Origin of the sequence: Sorangium sp. So ce1153, assembly GCF_051521595.1 — a bacterium.
GTDB lineage: Bacteria > Myxococcota_A > Polyangia > Polyangiales > Polyangiaceae > Sorangium.
The window spans coordinates 14,108,256-14,126,656 of the sequence record NZ_CP150361.1 but is presented as its reverse complement, the minus strand read 5'-3'; the positions used below and the strand labels follow the sequence as shown (position 1 = coordinate 14,126,656).

Annotated in this window: 14 protein-coding genes; 8 read left to right on the top strand and 6 right to left on the bottom strand. The window is 71.6% G+C overall.

The features are described from left to right. The first annotated feature begins 78 nt into the window (after window positions 1-78). On the top strand, window positions 79-1,401 hold the full coding sequence (locus WME85_RS51460) for an esterase/lipase family protein (protein WP_437832972.1): 1,323 nt from the start codon (window positions 79-81) through the stop codon (window positions 1,399-1,401). 48 nt (window positions 1,402-1,449) lie between these two features. Next, the gene (locus tag WME85_RS51455; protein ID WP_437832970.1) at window positions 1,450-3,210 is read left to right on the top strand and encodes a hypothetical protein; all 1,761 of its coding nucleotides are present in this window, start codon (window positions 1,450-1,452) and stop codon (window positions 3,208-3,210) included. A 91-nt stretch (window positions 3,211-3,301) separates the two neighbouring features. On the opposite strand, the gene WME85_RS51450 is transcribed toward WME85_RS51455, so the two are convergent. Beyond that, entirely contained in the window at window positions 3,302-3,961 is a 660-nt protein-coding gene (locus WME85_RS51450) for a hypothetical protein (RefSeq protein WP_437832968.1), read from the bottom strand. A gap of 167 nt (window positions 3,962-4,128) precedes the next feature. Continuing rightward, window positions 4,129-5,109 (bottom strand): mechanosensitive ion channel family protein, encoded by a 981-nt coding sequence (locus tag WME85_RS51445; RefSeq protein ID WP_437832966.1) that lies wholly within the window; start codon window positions 5,107-5,109, stop codon window positions 4,129-4,131. A gap of 229 nt (window positions 5,110-5,338) precedes the next feature. On the opposite strand from WME85_RS51445, the gene WME85_RS51440 reads away from it, so the two are divergent. After that, the gene (locus tag WME85_RS51440; protein ID WP_437832964.1) at window positions 5,339-6,289 is read left to right on the top strand and encodes a TylF/MycF/NovP-related O-methyltransferase; all 951 of its coding nucleotides are present in this window, start codon (window positions 5,339-5,341) and stop codon (window positions 6,287-6,289) included. Between the two features lie 53 nt (window positions 6,290-6,342). Here the strand turns inward: WME85_RS51440 and WME85_RS51435 are convergent, their stop codons facing one another. Continuing rightward, window positions 6,343-8,340: a RiPP maturation radical SAM C-methyltransferase gene (locus WME85_RS51435; protein WP_437832962.1), complete on the bottom strand. Its 1,998-nt coding sequence runs from the start codon at window positions 8,338-8,340 to the stop codon at window positions 6,343-6,345. After that, complete coding sequence (locus WME85_RS51430) at window positions 8,333-9,598, bottom strand: JmjC domain-containing protein (protein ID WP_437832960.1); 1,266 nt, start codon at window positions 9,596-9,598, stop codon at window positions 8,333-8,335. The genes WME85_RS51435 and WME85_RS51430 overlap by 8 nt, the downstream gene beginning before the upstream one ends. Window positions 9,599-9,777: 179 nt before the next feature. Between WME85_RS51430 and WME85_RS51425 the strand changes: the two genes are divergently transcribed. The 5 genes from WME85_RS51425 to WME85_RS51405 all read left to right on the top strand — a co-directional run bounded on the left by WME85_RS51425 (window position 9,778) and on the right by WME85_RS51405 (window position 16,198). Continuing rightward, a complete protein-coding gene (locus WME85_RS51425) occupies window positions 9,778-11,205 on the top strand; it encodes a radical SAM protein (RefSeq protein WP_437832958.1) in 1,428 nt (475 codons plus the stop codon). A 118-nt stretch (window positions 11,206-11,323) separates the two neighbouring features. Beyond that, entirely contained in the window at window positions 11,324-11,761 is a 438-nt protein-coding gene (locus WME85_RS51420) for a hypothetical protein (protein WP_437832957.1), read from the top strand. A gap of 151 nt (window positions 11,762-11,912) precedes the next feature. Next, window positions 11,913-13,913, top strand: a complete 2,001-nt coding sequence (locus WME85_RS51415; RefSeq protein ID WP_437832955.1) for an alpha/beta fold hydrolase — start codon at window positions 11,913-11,915, stop codon at window positions 13,911-13,913. A gap of 165 nt (window positions 13,914-14,078) precedes the next feature. Further along, complete coding sequence (locus WME85_RS51410) at window positions 14,079-14,888, top strand: class I SAM-dependent methyltransferase (protein WP_437832953.1); 810 nt, start codon at window positions 14,079-14,081, stop codon at window positions 14,886-14,888. After that, window positions 14,885-16,198 carry a cupin-like domain-containing protein gene (locus WME85_RS51405; RefSeq protein WP_437832952.1) on the top strand — a complete coding sequence of 438 codons (1,314 nt, stop codon included), beginning with the start codon at window positions 14,885-14,887 and terminating at the stop codon, window positions 16,196-16,198. Before WME85_RS51410 ends, WME85_RS51405 begins: the two co-directional genes overlap by 4 nt. Window positions 16,199-16,504: 306 nt before the next feature. Here the strand turns inward: WME85_RS51405 and WME85_RS51400 are convergent, their stop codons facing one another. Next, a complete protein-coding gene (locus tag WME85_RS51400; RefSeq protein ID WP_437832950.1) occupies window positions 16,505-17,152 on the bottom strand; it encodes a TfuA-like protein in 648 nt (215 codons plus the stop codon). Continuing rightward, complete coding sequence (locus tag WME85_RS51395; protein ID WP_437832948.1) at window positions 17,149-18,378, bottom strand: YcaO-like family protein; 1,230 nt, start codon at window positions 18,376-18,378, stop codon at window positions 17,149-17,151. Before WME85_RS51395 ends, WME85_RS51400 begins: the two co-directional genes overlap by 4 nt. Window positions 18,379-18,401: the final 23 nt, after the last annotated feature.

The window sequence follows — 18,401 nt, the reverse complement described above, 5'->3', positions numbered from 1 at the left end:
ACACCCGATCCGTTATGCTGGCCAGGGCCGGCCCGCCGCGGGCCACGGCGCCATGCCTTCAGGGCGGGAGTGTCACTCATGCTGCTGGCAAGAGTTCGTGATCAGCTCCGCGGGAAGGACGAGGAGCCGGCGCCTGCTCTCGAGGTGAAGGACGTGGTCCTCCTCGTCCCGGGCTTCCTCGGCTTCGACCACTTCGGCGGCTTCTTCTATTTCGCCGACCGCGTCTGCGGGGCGCTGCGCGGCGCGCTCGAGGTGAAGCTCGGCCGTCAAGGGCTCATCCCGGTGATCCCGGTGACGACGCGGCCCACCGCCTCGCTCGAGGACTGCCAGGCGTCGTTGATCGCCTTCCTCAAGCGGGTCATCGAGCAGTTCCCGAACGCCCATCTCCACCTGGTCGGCCACAGCACCGGGGGCGTACACGCACAGCTGCTCACCAGCGCGCGGCCTCAACGAGCGGGGTGGTGGGCGCGAGAGGACACCGACCCTGGCGGGTGGCGCTCGAGGATCCGGTCGGTGATCTCGGTCTGCGCTCCGCACTGGGGCACGTACCTCGCCCACTCCGACATGGCCTCGCTCGCCCGCCTCGACCTCGGGCCGGAGCTCCTGAGCGTCGGCCGCCCGCTCCTGCACCTGCTCCGCCTGACGGTGGTGGAATCGGCGCTCTCGGCGTTCGATCTCACGGTCGGGACGGCCACGGAGCTCTGGGGCTTCCTCCTCGATGTCCGCAACAACCGGCAGCTCATCGACGCGCTCACACCGGAGAACATGGCCAGGGTGCGGGACGCGGACAGCAGCGCCGGGCCGCGGCTGCCCGTCCACCTGCGGAGCTTCGTGACGGTGGCGCAGATGAGCGACGACTCCGACCCTTTCTTCGGCGATCTCTACACCCGGACCGCGGAAACGAGCTCCGGCGCCCCTTCCCCCGTCGCCGCCGAGGCCGCGGCGCGCCTCACGCGCGAGCTGCGCCTGCACGGCTCCGGTGGTCCCTCGCGCCGGTGCCGCGTCATCAAGTTCCCCGAGGCCCCGGAGCTCGACGTCACCGCTGCGAGCAATGACGGCATCGTCAACAGCGCCCATCAGCTCCTGGATCCGGGCTCGCCTGAGGAGCTGGCCGGCATCGTGGTCGCCGATCATGCCGATGTGATCGGCCACTACGACCGCCTGGAGCTGCGCGCCGCGGCCGGCGGCGGGGCGGTCGGCTGGTCCCGGTACAAGCGAGGGCTCTTCCGCAGCGGGTCACGGTTCCGGGACGAGCAGTTCTTCGAGCTCTACGGGGCCATCGCCGACGAGCTGCTCGCTGCGATCGCCGCGGGAGCCCCGAGCAGGAGGGCCCCCGCCAGCTCCGACGACCGCCTGCGCGCGCCGATATCGAGCTTCCCGCCGCCGTCGGACGGCCAGTGACTGGAGGGCGGATTGCCGCCAGCCCTCGTGTGACGTAATGCTCGAGCGTTGATCGAGCGCGAGCCAAAGCTGATCGTCTGGGACCTGGACGACACCTTCTGGAGAGGCACCCTGACCGAGGGCCCGGTGGAACGGGTCGATGCCCATGTCGCCCTCGTCGAGCGCCTCGCCCGGCGCGGCGTCGTCAGCGCGATCGCCTCCAAGAACGACCTCGACGCGGCCCGGGCGGAGCTCGAGCGCATGGGCGTCTGGGAGCTCTTCGTCTTCCCGAAGATCGCCTGGAGCCCGAAGGGGCCGCTGGTCCGGCGCATCATCGAGCAGGCGCGGCTCCGCGCCGTGGACGTCCTGTTCGTGGACGACATCGGCGCGCATCGCGAGGAGGTCCGCCTGGCCAACGAAGGGATCGCCGTCGCGCCCCCGGAGGCGCTCGCCGGGGTCGACCCCGCCCGCTGGGGGAAGGACGATCCGGCGCTGTCCCGGCTGTCCCACTACAAGATCCTCGAGGCCAAGGAAGAAGAGGGGGCCGCCTTCTTCAGCGTTCCGCGTGATCCTGTCGAGTTCCTCCGCGGGGCGGGGATCGGGGTCCGGATCGGCGGTCGCGAGGCCTGCCTCGCGCACTTCGAACGCGTGGCCGAGCTCTTCGAGCGCACGAACCGCCTGAATTTCAGCAAGATCAGGCTGCCGCGCCAGGGGCTCCGCGCCTTGCTGAGCGACGCGCGCGCCGACGTCGGCGCCGTCTGGGTGCGCGACCGCTTCGGCGATTACGGGCTCTCCGGCTTCTACGCCGTGATCTCGGGGGAGCTCGCGCACTTCCTGTTCTCGTGCCGCGTGCTCGACATGGGCGTCGAGCACTTCGTCTTCCGGCATCTCGAGGCCCGCCACCCGGGCCTTCGCTGCCGCTTCGCCGGAGACCTGGGCCGCGACGCCTCGTTCGTCACGCTCTCCTCGGAGCCGCCGCTACCGTCGCCCCCGGGCGCGGCGGCCGGGTACCGCGTCGCGTTCAAGGGAGCGTGCGATCTCGAGATCGGGGCCTCGATCCTGTCGCGGTATGTCGAGACCTCGCAGGAGCTCCAGATCCCGCTCCCGAGCGGCGTCTCCGACGTGTTCTCCTCGCACACCGAGTACCTGCGGCAGCGCGGGGCGCCCGTGCCCGACGACCTCGCCTTCATCGGCCCGCAGACGACGCAGAGCCGCGTCCTCGACGCGGATTTCGACGCCCTCGTGGTCGGCCTCTCGGTCGACTACTGGAGCGGCCTCTACCGCCGGAACGCCACCGGCCAGCGCATCGCGGCCGGGTGGTTCTTCTGCGATCTGTTCGGCGAGGAGGCCGCGCGCGAATACCCCGAGTTCGTCGCCTGGGAGGACGCGAGCGGCCCGCGCGGCTACCTCGCCGCGCACCGGGACCGCATCCGGAAGGATTACACGTTCGAGGGGGGCGTCTCGCCGGCGCGCTTCGAGGAGAACCTCCGCTGGCTGTGCGCGCAGGTGCCCGCGGGCCGCTCGCTCGTCCTCGTCAACGTGGCCGACGCCGGGGACGCGTCCTGCCCGCACGGCGCGCGCGTGAACCCGCTCCTCCGCGAGCGCTACCGGCAGCTCAACGCCGTCGTGGACCGCGTCGTCTCGGAGGAGCCCGCGGCGCGGCTCGTCGACGTCCGCGCGATCGCCAGGCCCGAGGACATCCAGGACATGCACACCCACCTGACCCGCCGCTGCTACGTGGAGATCGCGACAGAGCTCCTCGCCCTCGTCCTCCCTGCCCGCGACGCGGGGCTGCGCGCCAGCGCCGCCGCGCAGCCCCCCGGCGGCTGACATGGGTCTGCTCCTGCTCGGGGCGCTATTCGGGAGCTGGTCGTCGGGTTCAAGGACAGCGACACGGCGATGTCCCTGAAAAATTACGCTGTCACGGGCAGCGCGGGGCGGTGTACTCTCCGCTTGGATCGGTGTCCCAGAACGAGCTCAGGGTGACCCGGTACCGCACCTCGGCCTCGTCGATGGCGAGGATCTCCAGCGTGCCCCGTCCGATGGACCCACCTCCCGAGGGGCAATCGTCCGGCAGCGAAGAGTAGGGCTCGCCTGTCTCGCTCATCATGCTGTAGCGGATGAGCTCGGGATCCTCGAGGTCATAGACCCCGACGCGCTGGTAGGCGATCGGCAGGGCGATGCTCAGTTGCCAGTGCCCGCCGCAGGTCAGGTGTGTGGTCGGCGAGCCGCACGACGCGCCGAGATCCGATGCACGGAGAAAGAGGTCGTTGGGATCGAGCTCCACGTCGCCCCCCCCGGTGCTCCCGCTGGTCCCGACGTCACCCTGGCTCGCCCAGTACTCGTCCCAGAGCACGTCCAGCTGCGCGCGCGTCAGCGCGACGGCCGTCAGCGGTTCGCCCGGATCAGCGCCGCCCCCCGAGCCACCGCAGCCCGCGTGTCCCGCCGAGCCGCCCTCGCCCGACGGCTCGACGGGGTCGGTCGCGCCGCCGTCGTTCGACCCGCCATCGATGATGGTCACGTCACAGGCGGCCAGCAGGAGAGGCATCAAGACGCAGAAGATCGAAGAGCGCTTTTTCATGCCGCCCACCAATGCAGGACCAGCGCCAGCCGGGAAGCAGCGAGAATCCACGGCAAACGCGGCTGCGGAGCGCCGAGTGTGCCACGGCTGTGCCAGCGTGCGCCTCGACGCGCCGGCGCCGCCCTATGCGGCCGCGCCGCTGGCCGGCTCAGGACGACGGCGCGGCGTCAGGCATGCGCGCCGTTCTCCCCGAACCGCGCGCCGCTCGCGCCGTCGGACGCGCCGTTCGCTGGCCGGGCGTCGGCCCTGGACGCCGAGCTCTCCTGGGCCCAGTGGATCGTCCGGTGAGGGGTCGGCATCTCGATGCCGTGCGCGTCGAATGCCTTCTTGAGGCGCCGGCGGTACTCCCGGCCCACCTGCCATTGCTCGATGGGTTGCGTCTTGATGAGGGCGCGCACGACCACGGCGCGGTCGTCGAACGACTCCACGCCGAGGACCTCCAGCGGCTCGAGGATGCTCGCCCTGTAGCGCCTGTCGTCCTGGAGCTCGCGCGCGACATCGCGCATCACCCGCATCACGTGGTCGACGTCCTCCTTGCTGGCGACACCCACGTTGAAGACCATGGCCGACCATTCCTTGGTCATGTTCGAGAGCGAGCGGATCTTCCCGTTCTGGAAGACGTGGACCACCCCGGACTCGTCGCGCAGCGTGACCGTGCGGAGGCCAACGTGCTCCACGACGCCCCCTGTGCCGTTCACGGCCACCACGTCGCCGAGCCGGATGTGGTTCTCGAGGAGCAGGAAGAAGCCGGAGATGACGTCGCGCACGAGCTCCTGCGCCCCGAAGCCCACCGCCAGACCGGCGATCCCCGCGCCCGCGACGAGCGGCGCGATGTTCACCCCGAGCTGGACGAGGACGAGCATCGCCACCATCACCCAGATGACCACCTTCCCGGTCGCCCGGAAGATGCCCAGCAACGTCTCGGAGCGCTTCTCGATCTCTCGTACCGACTTCACATCACCGCTGCGGCCCCGCCGCACCAACGACACCTCCACCCGCCTGCACAGGGTATTGAGCACCTTCAGCAGCACGAGCGCGAGGACCAGGATCAGCAGCACGGCCGGCAAGGCGTGGACGGCCCACGCGACGGTGCGGTGGAGAACGTCCCGCCAGAACGTGACGTGGAGCCATGAGTCGATCTGCGGCATGTGCGGTGGCACCTCCTCCGCCTGGCGCCCGCAATCGATATGCCAGTGAGGCCGGGGGCATCCGCGCCCCGGCCGCAGGCACGCGCGGCCGCCCGGCGGAGAGGACACGCGCGCGCCGGTGCGACACGATGTCGCAAAGGGGCCGAATTGTCCCGCGGACTGCGCAGCCCGGGCACCGCGACGGGCCGAGGCGCTGTTCGCGGGCCCCTCGGCCGGGATAGGCTGATCCATGGATCTGCTCCTGCTCGGGGCGCTCTTCTCGGCGCGCGTCGCGAACAACCGCGGCTATCTGCGCGAGCTGCTCGCCCGGATGGGCGGGGAGTTCCGCTCGCCGCACCTCGCGAAGCTCTGGCCGCTCATCGAGGACCGCACGCTGCTCGACCCGTTCCGCGGCGACGCGATCCTCACCTACGCGGAGCGGGCCCTCGACAAGCCGGGCGATCTCGCCGAGTGCGGCGCCTTCCGCGGCGGGATCAGCCTGCTCCTCGCCAGCCTGCTCCGCGAGCTCGGGGTCCGGAAGCGGGTGCACGTCCTCGACAGCTTCGAGGGGTTGCCGGCGCCGAACCCGGCGTACGACTTCGGCTATGCGCCCGGCGAGTTCCAGACGGACGAAGCGCAGCTCGTGCGCCGGATCGAGGAGCTCGGCCTCTCGGACCACTGCGTCATCCGCCGCGGGTGGTTCGCCGAGACGCTGCCCGCGCTGGCCGCGGATCACGAGCTCTGCTTCGTCCATATCGACTGCGATCTCCACGACTCGGTCGTCGCCTGCCTCGATCACCTCTACCCGCGGGTCGCCGAGGGCGCGCCGATCGTCTTCGACGACTACTCGGACGGCGCGGGTGGCGTGATGACCGCGGTGGATCGCTGGGCGGCTCGCACGGGCGAGGTCATCCACCTCGGCCCCGCGCCTCAGGCCACGATCGTGAAGGGGCTGACCCCCCTGTCCGGCGGCGTCTCGTGGTTCAGGGCGGAGGACGCGGCCGGGCCGGCCTACTCGGTCGAGCACCTCCGCGAGCACGCCGTCTACGCCCGCTTCCTCGAGCGGGTCCAGGCCATGCACGAGGACCGCCTCGCCGACTTCGGCCGCTTCGTCGCCCTGTGCACCGGAGGCGCCAGCGGCCCCCAGCGCCTCCGCGCCCCCGGCTACCAGGACTGGCTCCGCGCCCTCTTCGGCGGGTGAGCCGCCAGGGGATCGAGCGGCGTCATCGCCTCGAACGCAGGAGCCGTCAGCCGTCAGGGCTCGAGCGACTTCATCGCCTCGATGAAGCGCGCGCGCGCCGGCCCTGAAGGCGCGTAATGGTGCCCGAGCGGGATCCCGAGCGCGAGGAGCTGCTCGCCCTCGGCGAGGAGCAGGCGGTGCCCGAGAAGCTCGCGGATCGCGGCCTCGAGCTCCGCCAGCCCGGGCGCCACCTGCCCCGCCGCGGCCACGCGTTGCCCGATCACCGCGCGCGTCGCGATGCTGTCGCACGCCTCGTAGACGGCGCGCGACAGGCCGGCGAGCGACACGGCGATCCGGCCCGCGCCGGGGCGCAGGTCGAAGACCTGGAGGTGATCGCCGAGATCGATCGAGAAGAGGGCGTAGCTGCTCCCGTGCTCGCGCCAGTCGTCGAGCGCGGCCACGAGCGGCGCGGTGTAGGACTCTATCGACTCGCGGCCGGCGAAATCGCCCTCGAAGTAGTAGGCGAGCTCGGCGCGCTGCGCGTCGCTCAGGCCGCGGTAGACGTGGCGGTACGCCGGGTAAGGCCTGAGGCCGTGCACCCCGAAGTCGCCCGGGCTCGTGAAGTAAGGGCTGAAGCGATCGAAGCGCACGTTGCCCCACCCGTCGGGCGGCTCGAGGTGGGCTATCGATCGCGCGACCTCGTCCAGCCCCGCGTAGTGCTCCGGGCGCTCGCCAGGGAAGCCGACGATGTGATTCCAGCTCGCGGCGACGCCGTACTGCCGGCACCATTTCAGCGCCTGCACGTTCTGGAGCATCGTCACCCCCTTGCGCATCAGCGCGAGCACCGGCGTGCTCAGGCTCTCGATGCCGGGCTGGATCTGGCGCAGGCCGGCGGCGCGGTAGAGCTCGATCTGCTCCTTCCGCAGGTTCGATTTCGTCTCGTAGAAGAGGTCGAGCTCGAGCCGCATGTCCCGCAGCGCGGGCAGGAAGTCCTTGAAGTACTGGGTCGGGATGATGTTGTCGGTCGCGCCGACGGAGCGGGTGCGATCGCCGTAGCGCTCGATCAGCGCGGCGATCTCCTCGAGCGCGCGCCGCGCGGATTTGTGGCGGAAGGCCATCGTCGAGCCGTTGAGGCCGCAGAAGGTGCAGTGGTGCTTCTGCCCCCACCAGCAGCCGCGGGACGTCTCGAACAGGAGGCGCGTCCGCACGCCGGGGAAGACGGAGCTCATCTCGTCGAAATATTCGTCGAAATCCGGGTACGGCAGCGCATCCATGTCGTGCACCGCCGGCGCGAGCGGCTCGGCGTGCTCGACCTGCCGGAGCGCCGGGAGCCGCGCCTTCTTCTCTCCGGGCGCCACGGGCGCGCGGTGGCGGACGCCGGCGATCGCGCCGATCGGGCGCCCGGTGAGCACGCGCTCGCAGAGCTCGGGGAAGACGGCATCCCCCTCTCCGGAGCAGACCGCATCGATGAAGGGGAAGCCGCTGAAGGTCGCGGCGCCCATGGGACCCTCGCAGTTGGCGCCGCCGAAGACGATGACGAGGTGCGGGTGGCGCTCCTTGAGGCGGCGGGCCAGCGCGAGCGAGGCGACGTGCTGCTGGAAGGTCGAGGTGAAGCCGGCGATGCGGAACCTGTCCCAGGGGATGTCGCGCAGGCAGCGCTCGAGGAACGGCTCGACGTGGCGCCGCACCTCGACGAGCGCGGCGGGCAGGCTCGCGAGCTGGCTGCGCGCGTCGTCGCGGCCCTCCGTGCGCAGGATCTCGCGCGCATAGGTCGCGTCGGCCTCGGCGTCCTCCCCGAAGAGCGCGGCGCTGAAGCTCCACTCGCCGGTCAGATCGGTCGGCTGGGCCATCGCCATGCGCTCGTAGAGCTCGACGCCAATGCGCTCCGCGAACCAGATGCTCGCGTTGTAGACCCGCGCCGCGCGCCCGTTCCGCCGGAGCCCGGCCTTGAGCAGCCCGAGCCCGAGAGACGGGTGCGAGAGCAGCGTGAACGGCATGTTGATGAGCGCGACCTCGGCCGCCTTCGCCGTCTCCCCGGGGCCCCCATGCCCTGCTTCAGGCGCGCTATCCAAGCGATGCTCCTCCGGGCTCGACGACGAACACGACCCCCGCGGCGACGAGCCGCGCCAGCACGGGCGCCGCCTCCGCCCACGCCGCGCCGCCCCGCCCGCTCGCGAGCTCCCGCCCGCTGAAGCGGTCTCGCGAGAAGATCGACTCGAGCAGCGCCGCCGCGGACAGAGGGAACTCGAGCTCCGCCCCCCACACGGAGAGGATCGCGACGTCCCGCGCGGCGCAGCGCTCGAAAACGAAGCGCTGGCCGGGCGGGCGGCGGAACGCGGTCTCCTCGGTCCACGCCGCGTCTGCTCCCTTCACGCCCGCCTGCGCGCGCAGCTGGTACGGCTCGGCCGCGCGGTCGCCCTTGACGCAGTCCTTGTTGTAGCGGGCCACGAGATCCGGCCGCTCGAGGAACGCGAGCGCCGCGCCCCGGATCCGCGCGACCGCCTCGCCCAGGGCGGCGGGCTCGTAGCCGTAGGGGGCGCCGGCCTGCAGCGTCAGCGGCAGGTTCTCTCGCAGCGAAGGCTCCTCCCGCGCGAGCTCCGCCAGCGCCCAGCGAAGGAAATCGATCCCGGTCCGGCACGCCACCCGGACGGTCAGGTGCAGCGAGGGCCCGCCCGAGGTCTGTGCCGCGTGCCACACGCCGCGCGGCACGTGCAGGAAGTCCCCTTTCGAGAGCCGGAATACGTGGTCCGGGTAGACGGGCGCGCGCGCGAGCTCCGCGTAATCGGGCATGTCGAGGGGGGCGCGCACGGTCGGCGCGGAGAGGTGCCACTCCTTCTCGCCCTCGACCTGGAGGACCAGGACGTCCTCGCGATCGTAATGCTGGTGGACGCCCGGGCTCTCGGGCGGCGTGTAGAAGAGATCGACCCGCAGGTTCTCCCCGAGCTCGTGCCCGAGCGCCGCGGCAAAGCGCTTGATCTGCGGGTCGCCGTCGTCGACCGAGCGGAGCATCAGGCTCGCGCCCGCGCGGCAGAGCTCCCGGATCCTCGCCGGCGAGCTGACCGTGAGCGGGCAGCGGTTGGCATCGACGATCGACTCCTGGAAGAGCTCGGGGGGGATGCGCCCTCCGCCGCGCCGGCCGTCGTAGAGCTCGAGCGCCGGCGGCGCGAAGAAGCGAAGGTGGTGGTTGAGGTAGCGGTCGAAGCTCAGCCAGCCGAACATGTCGGCGAACTTCGCCGCATGCCCGCGGACGTGGACCGGCTGGCGCGCCCAGTGCTCGCGGAGGAAGACGTGCTTGTCGAGAGGCGAGAGGATCTGCCCGAGCGCGCTCATGCCGCGGTTCCCTCCGTGCGCGCCGCGCCGCGCTCCGCCGCGCTTGCTTCCGCGAGGCGGCCCACCCTACCATGGCCTGTCATCGTGGCGCAATCGGCGGCGCGCGTCCGGCGCGGCGCTCAATCACGAGCGGCGCGAGTCCGCGCGAGCCCGCGCGAGCCCGCCCGGAGACGGAGCCATTGAGAACCGTCACCATCATCTTCAAGTCGCTGTACTCGTGCCAGCACCAGTGCGGCTTCTGTCACGTGCTCTATGTGCCGCGGAGCACGAGCTACATGTCGACCGAGGCGGTCCAGCGGACCTTCGACGCGATCGAGGCGCGGTTCGCCGGCTGCCGGGTCGATCTCGACATGTCCGGCGGCGAGTTCGCGCTGCGCCGGGACGCGGTGGAGCTCATGCGCTATCTCCGGACGAAGAAGATCCATTTCAGCTCGCTGGTCCTCGACACGATGGCCGTGCCGCTCGCGGACGAGGCGCTGGCGCGCGAGCTCGGCGCGCTCTTCACCAAGGTGAACGTCTCGGTGCACGCCCCGGACCCTCTCGTGCACGCCCAGGTGTCGGCCTCGAAGACCGATTTCAACGACCTCAAGGCGGGGCTGATCCACCTCTTCCGGTACTTCCCGGCGGTCTTCACCAACACGTCGATCAACCGCTACAATCATGACCGCCTCCGCGACATCGCCAGGTTCGTGCTGAAGGCGCGCAGCGCGTCCGGGCGGGAGACGCCGCTCTTCTGCGCCTATTACCTGCCTGTCTACCGTCATTATGGAGAGGCGGTGGCGGAGAACCAGCGCCGCCTCCAGGGCGCCGACAACGCCGATTTCCTCCCACACGGCAGCCTGCTCGGCGAGGTGCGCGAGGAGCTCGCGCGGACGAGGGCGCTGCTCGAGCTCCACGGCGCGAGCGCCCAGCTCCGCGACTTCAACTACCCGGCCTGCGTCTATCACCGGGTGACCGGCGACCTCCCCGAGCACGCTTACGGGCTGCCGAACTTCATGAACGACAGCTATTTCACGGACTACACCCACCCCATCGACGAGGAGTGGTCGCTCGAAGAGGTGTACCCGTCGATGTACGACCGGGTGAAGGACGAGGCCTGCGCCTCCTGCATTGCGGAGCCGACCTGCCCGGGGATCACCCGCGAATGGCGCCGGCGCGGCTACGAGCCGGTCCCCGTGGAGGAGGCCGCGTACGCCGCGGGCTTCCCCGAGCGGCTGATCAACCGGACCCTCCACGGCACCTTCTTCGATCCCATCCGCATATCCGCGCTCGTCGACGCGCTGCCGATCGACTGGGCGGAGCTCGGCCGGAGCTTCTTCGAGCACCTCGCGCGCGGCGAGGAGCTCCGGTCCGCGCGCGTGCGGATCGCGGCCCTCTCCCCGGCGGAGCGGGCACGTGGGCTGATCGCGCATCTCGAGGCGCGGGGCGGCCCGGGGGAGGTAGCGCTCGCGGCGGCGATCGCGGAGGAGCTCGCGGCGCTCGCGCGCCTCGCGCAGCAGGCGCGGCCGGCCGCCCGCGCAGGTCGGACAACCGGCGCGACCGGCGCCGCACCGCCTCCCCGGAGCGCGCCCGGGCCGGCGCAACGCAGATTGCCGCTCCTCGGCTGAAGCCCCCGCGCGGTGGAGAAAGCGCGGCGCGGCTCCATGCCGACTTGAAGCGCAGCGACCGCTCGGTTAGAGCTGACAGCGGGGGTAGGACAGATCTCGCCAACGGAGGAATCGCTGCATGCAACCTCAGATCGACGGTGCAAAGCTTGTATCCATCCTGGAGTCCCAGCAGCTCGATCCCACCGACAAGGCGGACATCGAGAAGCTCAAGTCGCCTCTCGGCCGGGACAAGGACTCAACGGACGATCTGCAGACGGAGGTCCTCGAGGCGCTCGAACGGCACGTCGCCACGAATCTGCTGCACGAGGCGCAGGCCCAGGGGATCGACCTGTACGACACGCGGGCGGTCGACAAGCTGCGTACCGATCTGGGCGTGACGCAGTTCAGCACCGAGGAGCTGCAGAGGATGTTGCTCGTCGCCGCGAAGAAGGCGCTGCCGATCGACCCGAACTCGATCCGCAGCTTCTCGCCGAAGATCAGCCGGGTCAATCGTGCCATGGCGGGCGACACGGCCTCCGCCGTGCCCACGAAGGTCGTGGTGAAGGGCAATTTCTGATCGGAGCTGGCGCGCGCGCCGCTCCCTTGGCGCCGTCCACCGCTGATCTCGTCTCCACGGTCCACGGCCGCGAGCGCAAGGTGGCGCGCCGATCCCGGGCCTCGCGCATGGCTTCGCGGTATGCTCCTTCGCCTCGCGGAGCAGAGCACCAATGACCCCGGCCCGTCGCGTTCCCCTGCTGCTCGCGCTGTTCATGGGCTGTACCTCACCTCCGCCCCCTCCCGCTGCGCCGGCCTCGGCGCGGCAAGGCGCCGGCGCGCTCATCGCGCCGGACACCCCGGCGGGCGCGGACGCAGCCCGCGACGCCGAGCTCGCCGTCGAGGCGGCCAGCGTCGTCCGCGCCTTCTCCAATGGAGGGGTCGGCTTCACCCCGGATGGGCGCCGCATCGTTTTCCGCTCCGACCGCGACGGGCTGCTGCAGCTCTACATCGCCGACGTCGCGGCGCCCGACGCGCCGGCGACGCGCCTCACGCACACGGCGCAACGGACGCTCGATAACGTCATGCGCCCGGACGGCCGCGGCGTGCTCTTCCTCTCCGATGAGGGCGCGGACGATCAGCACTCGATCTTCGGCGTCGGGCTCGACGGCCAGGGCCTCTTCGAGCTCACGCCCGGCGAGGAGCTCGAGCGCGACCGCCCCTTCGTGCCAATGGGCCGCCCCGACACCGCCTTCTACTCCGCGCGGCGGCTGACGGACACGAGCACGACGGTGTTCCAGCAGGGAATCGAGCGCGGGAGCGCGCCTCGGGCGATCTACGAGCACCCCGCGCCGGGGGGGCTCACCGACGTCTCGCCCGACGGGAAGCGGGCGCTCTTCGTGCAGCCCGTCTCGCTGTCCGCGTGGGAGCTCCTGCTCCTCGATCTGGAGAAGGGCGCCGCGCGCCGGCTCTATCCGCCCGAGAAGCAGAGCGCTCACATCGCGGACGCGGTCTTCGCGTCCGACGGCGGCGTCCTCGTCGCCACCGACGGCGGCGCGGATCAGTCGCTCCTGCTCGCCCTCGATCCAGCGACGGGCGCGGAGACCCACCGTTACATCGAGACCTCGCCGGCGACGGCGCAGATCTCCGGCGTCCTGGTCGCGCGGCGCGGCGGCGCGGTCGCGATCCAGATCGACGCGGGCAGCCACCACGAGGTCCGGCTCCTGCGCGCGCCGGCCCTCGAGCCCATCGCGCCGGTGAAGCTCCCGCTCGGCATGGGGAAGATCTACGATTTCTCTCCCGACGGCCGCACGCTCGCGCTCACCTGGTCGACCGCCGAGCGGCCGTTCGATCTGGTCGCGGTCGACGTCGCCACCGGCGCGACTCGGCCCCTCCGGCAGGAGCCGCGGCCGACCCTCGACAGGCTTCCTCCCCTCGAGAGCCGGCTGGTCTCGGTCCCGTCGTTCGATGGGCTGGAGATCCCGGTGAACCTCTATCTCCCGGGGGCCCCCGGCGCGCCGCGCGCTCGCCTCCCGGTGATGGTGATGATCCACGGCGGCCCGGCCGACGCGTGGTCTTTCGGCTGGGATTTCTTCGTCCGCTTCTACAGCGCGCAAGGCTATGCCGTCGTGCAGCCCAACATCCGCGGCTCCTCCGGCTTCGGCCGGTCGTTCGAGATGGCCGACGACGGACCGAGGCGCCTCGACGCGCTCAAGGACGTCGAGGCCGTCGCGCGCTGGGCGCGGGAGCAGCCGTGGGCCGACCCCGGGCGCATGGTGATCTTCGGTGGGAGTTACGGCGGCTACATGACCCTCCTGTCGATGACGCGGCACCCGGATCTCTGGCGCGCGGGGATCAGCCTCGTCGGGCCGAGCAACCTCGTCTCCTTCCTGGAATCGACGACGGGCATCCTCCGCGACGTCCTCCAGAACGAGTTCGGCTCCCTCGATCGCGACCGCGCCTTCCTCGAATCGATCTCGCCGCTCCGCGACGTGGATCGGATCCGCGCGCCCCTTTTCGTGTTCCAGGGCGCGAACGATCCGCGCGTCGCCCGCTCCGAGTCCGATCAGGTGGTGCGGTCGATGCGCGCCCGCGGGGTGTCCGTCGAGTACATGGTCGCGGACGACGAGGGGCACTCGCTCGATCGCGCCGACAACAAGATCGCATTCCTGGCGAGGACCACGCGCTTCCTGGAGAACGCCCTCGGCCGCGCCGGGACGCCCGCGGGCCGCTGAGCCGGCGCGCGGTCGCTGAGCGGGCGCGGTCGCCGAGCCGGCGCGCGGCCGCCGAGCCGGCGCGCGCGCCGCGGCGCTCTCCGATCGAACGCGGTTGAACCCGCCTGCGCGCGGCGGGTAGGATCCGGCCAGCCGGGCCGTCGCGGCGGCCAGAGGCGTGGGCCCTTGTCGATCGCGCCGAACCCCTGCTCCAACGCGTCCCGCTTCGACGGCATGGCCGCGGAGTACGATCGCTACCGCCCGCGCACGCCGGAGGCGCTCCTCCCGCTGCTCTGCCGCTATGCCGGCTGCGAGCGCCCGGCGCGGGTCGTCGATCTCGGCTGCGGCACCGGGATCTCGACGAGGATCTGGGCGGCGCTGGCCGGGGAGGTCATCGGCATCGACGCCTCGCGCGACATGCTGGATCAGGCCGAGGCGCGCGGCGCGCCCGGGAACCTCCAGTACCGCCTTGGCGAGGCCGCGCGCACCGGCCTGCCCGCGGCGAGCGTGGATGTGGTCGTCGCGGTGCAGTCGTTCCACTGGATGGAGCCCCGCGCGACGCTCGCCGAGGTGGGCCGGATCCTGCGGCCGGACGGGGTCTTCGCCGCGGTGGACACCCGCTTCCCGCCCGCGATCCACTGGGAGGTCGACGTCGCCTTCGACCGCCACCTCCTCGCCGTCGAGTCCGCCGAGGCCGAGCTCGGCCTCGCCCTCGACACGCCGCGCTGGAGCAAGGAAGGGCACCTCGATCGGATGGCGCGCAGCGGCGCGTTCCGCTTCGTCCGCGAGCTCGAGCTCCACGGCATGGAGTCCGGCGACGCGGCGCGCTTCCTCGGCTTCGCGCGGACCGCCACCCGCGTGGACGCGCTGCTCGCCCGCGGCCTCTCCGAAGCGCGGCTCGGGCTCGACGATCTGCGAGAGGCCGCGGCGCGCGCGATCGGCGGCCGCACGGTCGACTGGCACTTCGGGTTCCGGGTGCGGATGGGGGTCCGGTGAGGGCGCCGTCGAGCGGGCCGGGCGCGTCGAGCGCGCCGGGCGCGTCGAGCACGCCGGGCGATGACGCGTTCTCGCCGGGGGCTGCGTGGTGGGAGAGGTTCGTCGCCGACTGCTGGGACGCAGATCGGCCTGCCGTGCTGCGGCAGCCGCTGGCGCAGCCGCTCGCCACCCCCGGGGATCTGCTCCACATGTTCCGCGGGATCGCCGATCGCTTCCGGAGCGGCGCCCCGGCCGGGGGCCTGCTCTTCTGCATCGAGTACGCCTCGAAGGTCACCGAGATCGCGCGCCACCTGCCTGACGCGCGCGACGCGTCGCTGGACGCCTGGGCGGCGCGGACGAGCGAGGAGCTCGGTGGCCGGCGCTTCGCCCTGGTCGCGCACGCGCCGCACGTCGCCTCCTTCGAGCACTGGTCGCGGGCGCGGAGCTTCACCCGGGGCCTCGGCGCGGCGACCTCGCTCGAGGAATACCTCATCGACACGGAGATCTTCGTCGGCGACTACCTGGTCACGCCGCAGGGCGTGCACGTCGACGCGACCAACGCGTTCAGCTTCGTCGTCCAGGGGAGGAAGCGGATGCTCGTCTGGCCGCCGCACGTCTTCGCGGGCTCGCCGCACAAGCGCAGCCCGCGCAGCATGGGTGGGAGCACCTATATCGACGATCTCGACTATGCCCCTTACCGGAGCCAGGCGGTGGTGCTCGAGGGCGAGCCGGGGGACGTGCTTTACTGGCCGGCGACCTGGTGGCATGTCGGCGAGTCGACGGGCGGGCTGGCCGCGACGTTCAACATCTCGGTCCTGCGCGGGCAGCTCCCGATGTACGTGGCGCAGAAGCTCCTCGCCGATCCGGCGACGCAGGCGGAGCTCGCCGGGCTGGCCAGCGTGGAGCGGCAGGCGCAGGGCGACCTCGACGCGCTGGTCGGGCGCAGCGTCGAGGTGCTGGCCAGCGGGGAGTCCGAGCGGCGGCTCCGCCGCTGGCTCACGCGCTTCTGGATGAACCACCTCACCGGCGCGCGCTTCGCGACGCCCCCCGCGCCGCGCCCCGGCGTGTCGATGTCGGTCCGGCTCGTGGTCCGGGCGGACCCCCGCTACCCCATCCGCTGGCGCGCGGTCGAGGACGCGATCGTGATCTCGGCCAACGGGCACGCGATCGAGCTCCCGGGCGGGTCGGGCGCCGGCGTCCTCATCGACGAGCTCAGCCGGGGTGAGCCGGCGAGCGTCGCGGCGCTCCTCGAGCGGCACGGCGGCATCCCGGTCGCAGACGTTCGCGCCCTGCTGAAGTGGCTGCTGGAGGTGCAGGCGCTCACCTCATGAGGAGCGGTGGCGATGCCGAGAGATGATCGGGCCTATACGGCGAGAGCTTCTGGACCTGAAGAGGCGTGTCGCCGTTCCTGTCGGTTGAGGCTTACACCAGATCGCCAGACGAATCGAACGCGATGTGAAGAGCATCGACGATGTTGCGATCATCGCTGCCCAACCGCGACGTCCGGTCCGGCTCATGGCTGCTGGAGCAGCGCCTCGATACGGCTCCTCGCCGGATGGTCGAAGGCAGGGATCTCTCCCGCCTGCGAGGGTCGGCCGGGTCGACGGCGCAAACTCCCCTCCAGCGAGGCCGTGGCTCTAGAGCCTCCGCCGCGCCTCGACCAGCAACGCGCGCGCGTCGCTCGCCTTGAGATCGTGGTCGCCCGATCGCACGAAGCCCTCCAGGGCCGCGAGCGCCTCCGGCCGGACGCGCCCCTCGGCCTCGCGGAACAGCCGGCGGTAGGAGCGCTCGGGGAAGTAGATCCCCCGCGCGACGCGGATCAGCCGGCGCCGCTCGGCCCCGGAGATCAGCCCCGCGCGCTCCGCGGCGGCGAGCGCATGGCGGATGTTGACCAGAGGCTCAGACAGCGCGCGCAGGTCCTCGCTGGAGAACACGAGGGCCACCTCGTCGTCCGCGATGAGCTCGCGGCGCTTGAACATCTCGAAGATCCGTCCCACGCCGACCATGCCGAACGGCTCGAGCTCCACCGCGCGCAGGGCGCCGAGGCTCGAGCTGCCGAGGATCGGCACGCCCGTCTCGATCGCCTGGAGCACCTCCCGCGGCGACGGAGCCAGCGTGTGCATGAAGACGCCATCGATGATCCCGATGAGCGGCGGCGCCTCGCGCGCCGCCGCGAGCACGTCCCCGCGCCGCACCGGCGGCCGATAGTCGGCTTCAAGGAGCGCGCGCGCCTCCGCCCGCGGCAGGCAGGGGCCGAGGAAGATGATCGGCTTCTTCGCGCTCACAACGCCCCCTCGGCGGCTTCGAGGACCTTGGGAGCGAGCCGGCGGCCGAGGCGATAGCGATCGACCTCGCAGATCTCCAGGCCCGGCACGATCACCTTGGCCGTCGGGATGCCCAGATCATCGGTGAAATCGACGACGATCACCCGATCCATCCCCTTCTGCCGCAGGCGGCCCATCATGATCGCGATGTCGTCGCGCACATCGCCCGTCCGGGTATCCGGCAGGCTCGCGAGGGGGACCGGATCCTCGTGTCGCAGGAGCCAGCTGTCCCGGTTCACCTCCTTCATCGCGCGCCGGCGGATGACCGAGAGATCCTCGCGGCTGCCCTGGATGTCCGCGGCGCGGCTCTGGGCAGCCTCGGTGAGCGCCCGCAACATCGCGATCTCCGCGACCAGGTGCGCCCCCGATCCGCCGTGAAGCAAGAAAGCACCGCTGTGCAGCTCGAGGCAGGCGACGTCGACGCAAGCCACCCCCAGATCCGAAGTAAAGTTCCGCAGATAGAGCTCGATCCCCTGATCGAGGAAGCGGCCCGCGACGGCGCGGCAGACGGGCGGGAGGGAGTCCACGGCGATCGACGGATAGCGCCCCTCCGCGGTGCCGGCGAACAGGTGGCTCCGGGCGATCGAGCACGCGTCGCGCTCGATCAGCTCGGCCAGCGCATGGCAGATGGCCTCCTCGAGGCGATTGCCGGAGGCGAGCCCGTTGGTGTTCGTCGAGAACAGGAAATCGCCGCGGCCGTCCTCCGAGTACACGGCGGCGGCCGGGACCCAGACCGCTTCATCCCGCGCGATGTCCCAGCCCTCGACCCACTCGTAGCGGTTCGAGGCCACGTCCCTGACCCAGGACGGGACGATGAGATCCCGCGGGTCGACGCACGGCCCGTCGAGATCGGCCATGCGCGCGACGACGCCCCGCGCCTCGCTCGGCTCGGAGAGCTTGTACTCGACGGTCTCCATGACGGCGCCGACCATGGCGTCGATCCCGCGAAGGCCCTTGCCGCAGGTGACCGTCACCCCGAAGCGCGCCGCGGCGGGGCGCACGCAGGAGAACGTCGGGATGCCCAGGCGATCGAGCCCGGTGATGTCCGCGAGGCGCGTGATCCCGATGGCGCCAAGGAGCGGCCGGAGGCGCTTCCACGTCGCGCGCGCGGAGACGGTGCGGTGCTGGCCGCTCCGCTCGTCGCATTTGGGGGCGCTGCTCAGGCGGATGGGTTGGGCTCGCGTCACGGCGAAGAGACCTCCAGCACGGG

Excerpts from the sequence above, each read along its gene's own strand:
- WME85_RS51460 (WP_437832972.1), top strand. The coding sequence starts at position 79 with ATGCTGCTGGCAAGAGTTCGTGATCAGCTCCGCGGGAAGGACGAGGAG.
- WME85_RS51450 (WP_437832968.1), bottom strand. The coding sequence starts at position 3,961 with ATGAAAAAGCGCTCTTCGATCTTCTGCGTCTTGATGCCTCTCCTGCTG.
- WME85_RS51445 (WP_437832966.1), bottom strand. The coding sequence starts at position 5,109 with ATGCCGCAGATCGACTCATGGCTCCACGTCACGTTCTGGCGGGACGTT.
- WME85_RS51440 (WP_437832964.1), top strand. The coding sequence starts at position 5,339 with ATGGATCTGCTCCTGCTCGGGGCGCTCTTCTCGGCGCGCGTCGCGAAC.
- WME85_RS51430 (WP_437832960.1), bottom strand. The coding sequence starts at position 9,598 with ATGAGCGCGCTCGGGCAGATCCTCTCGCCTCTCGACAAGCACGTCTTC.
- WME85_RS51420 (WP_437832957.1), top strand. The coding sequence starts at position 11,324 with ATGCAACCTCAGATCGACGGTGCAAAGCTTGTATCCATCCTGGAGTCC.
- WME85_RS51415 (WP_437832955.1), top strand. The coding sequence starts at position 11,913 with ATGACCCCGGCCCGTCGCGTTCCCCTGCTGCTCGCGCTGTTCATGGGC.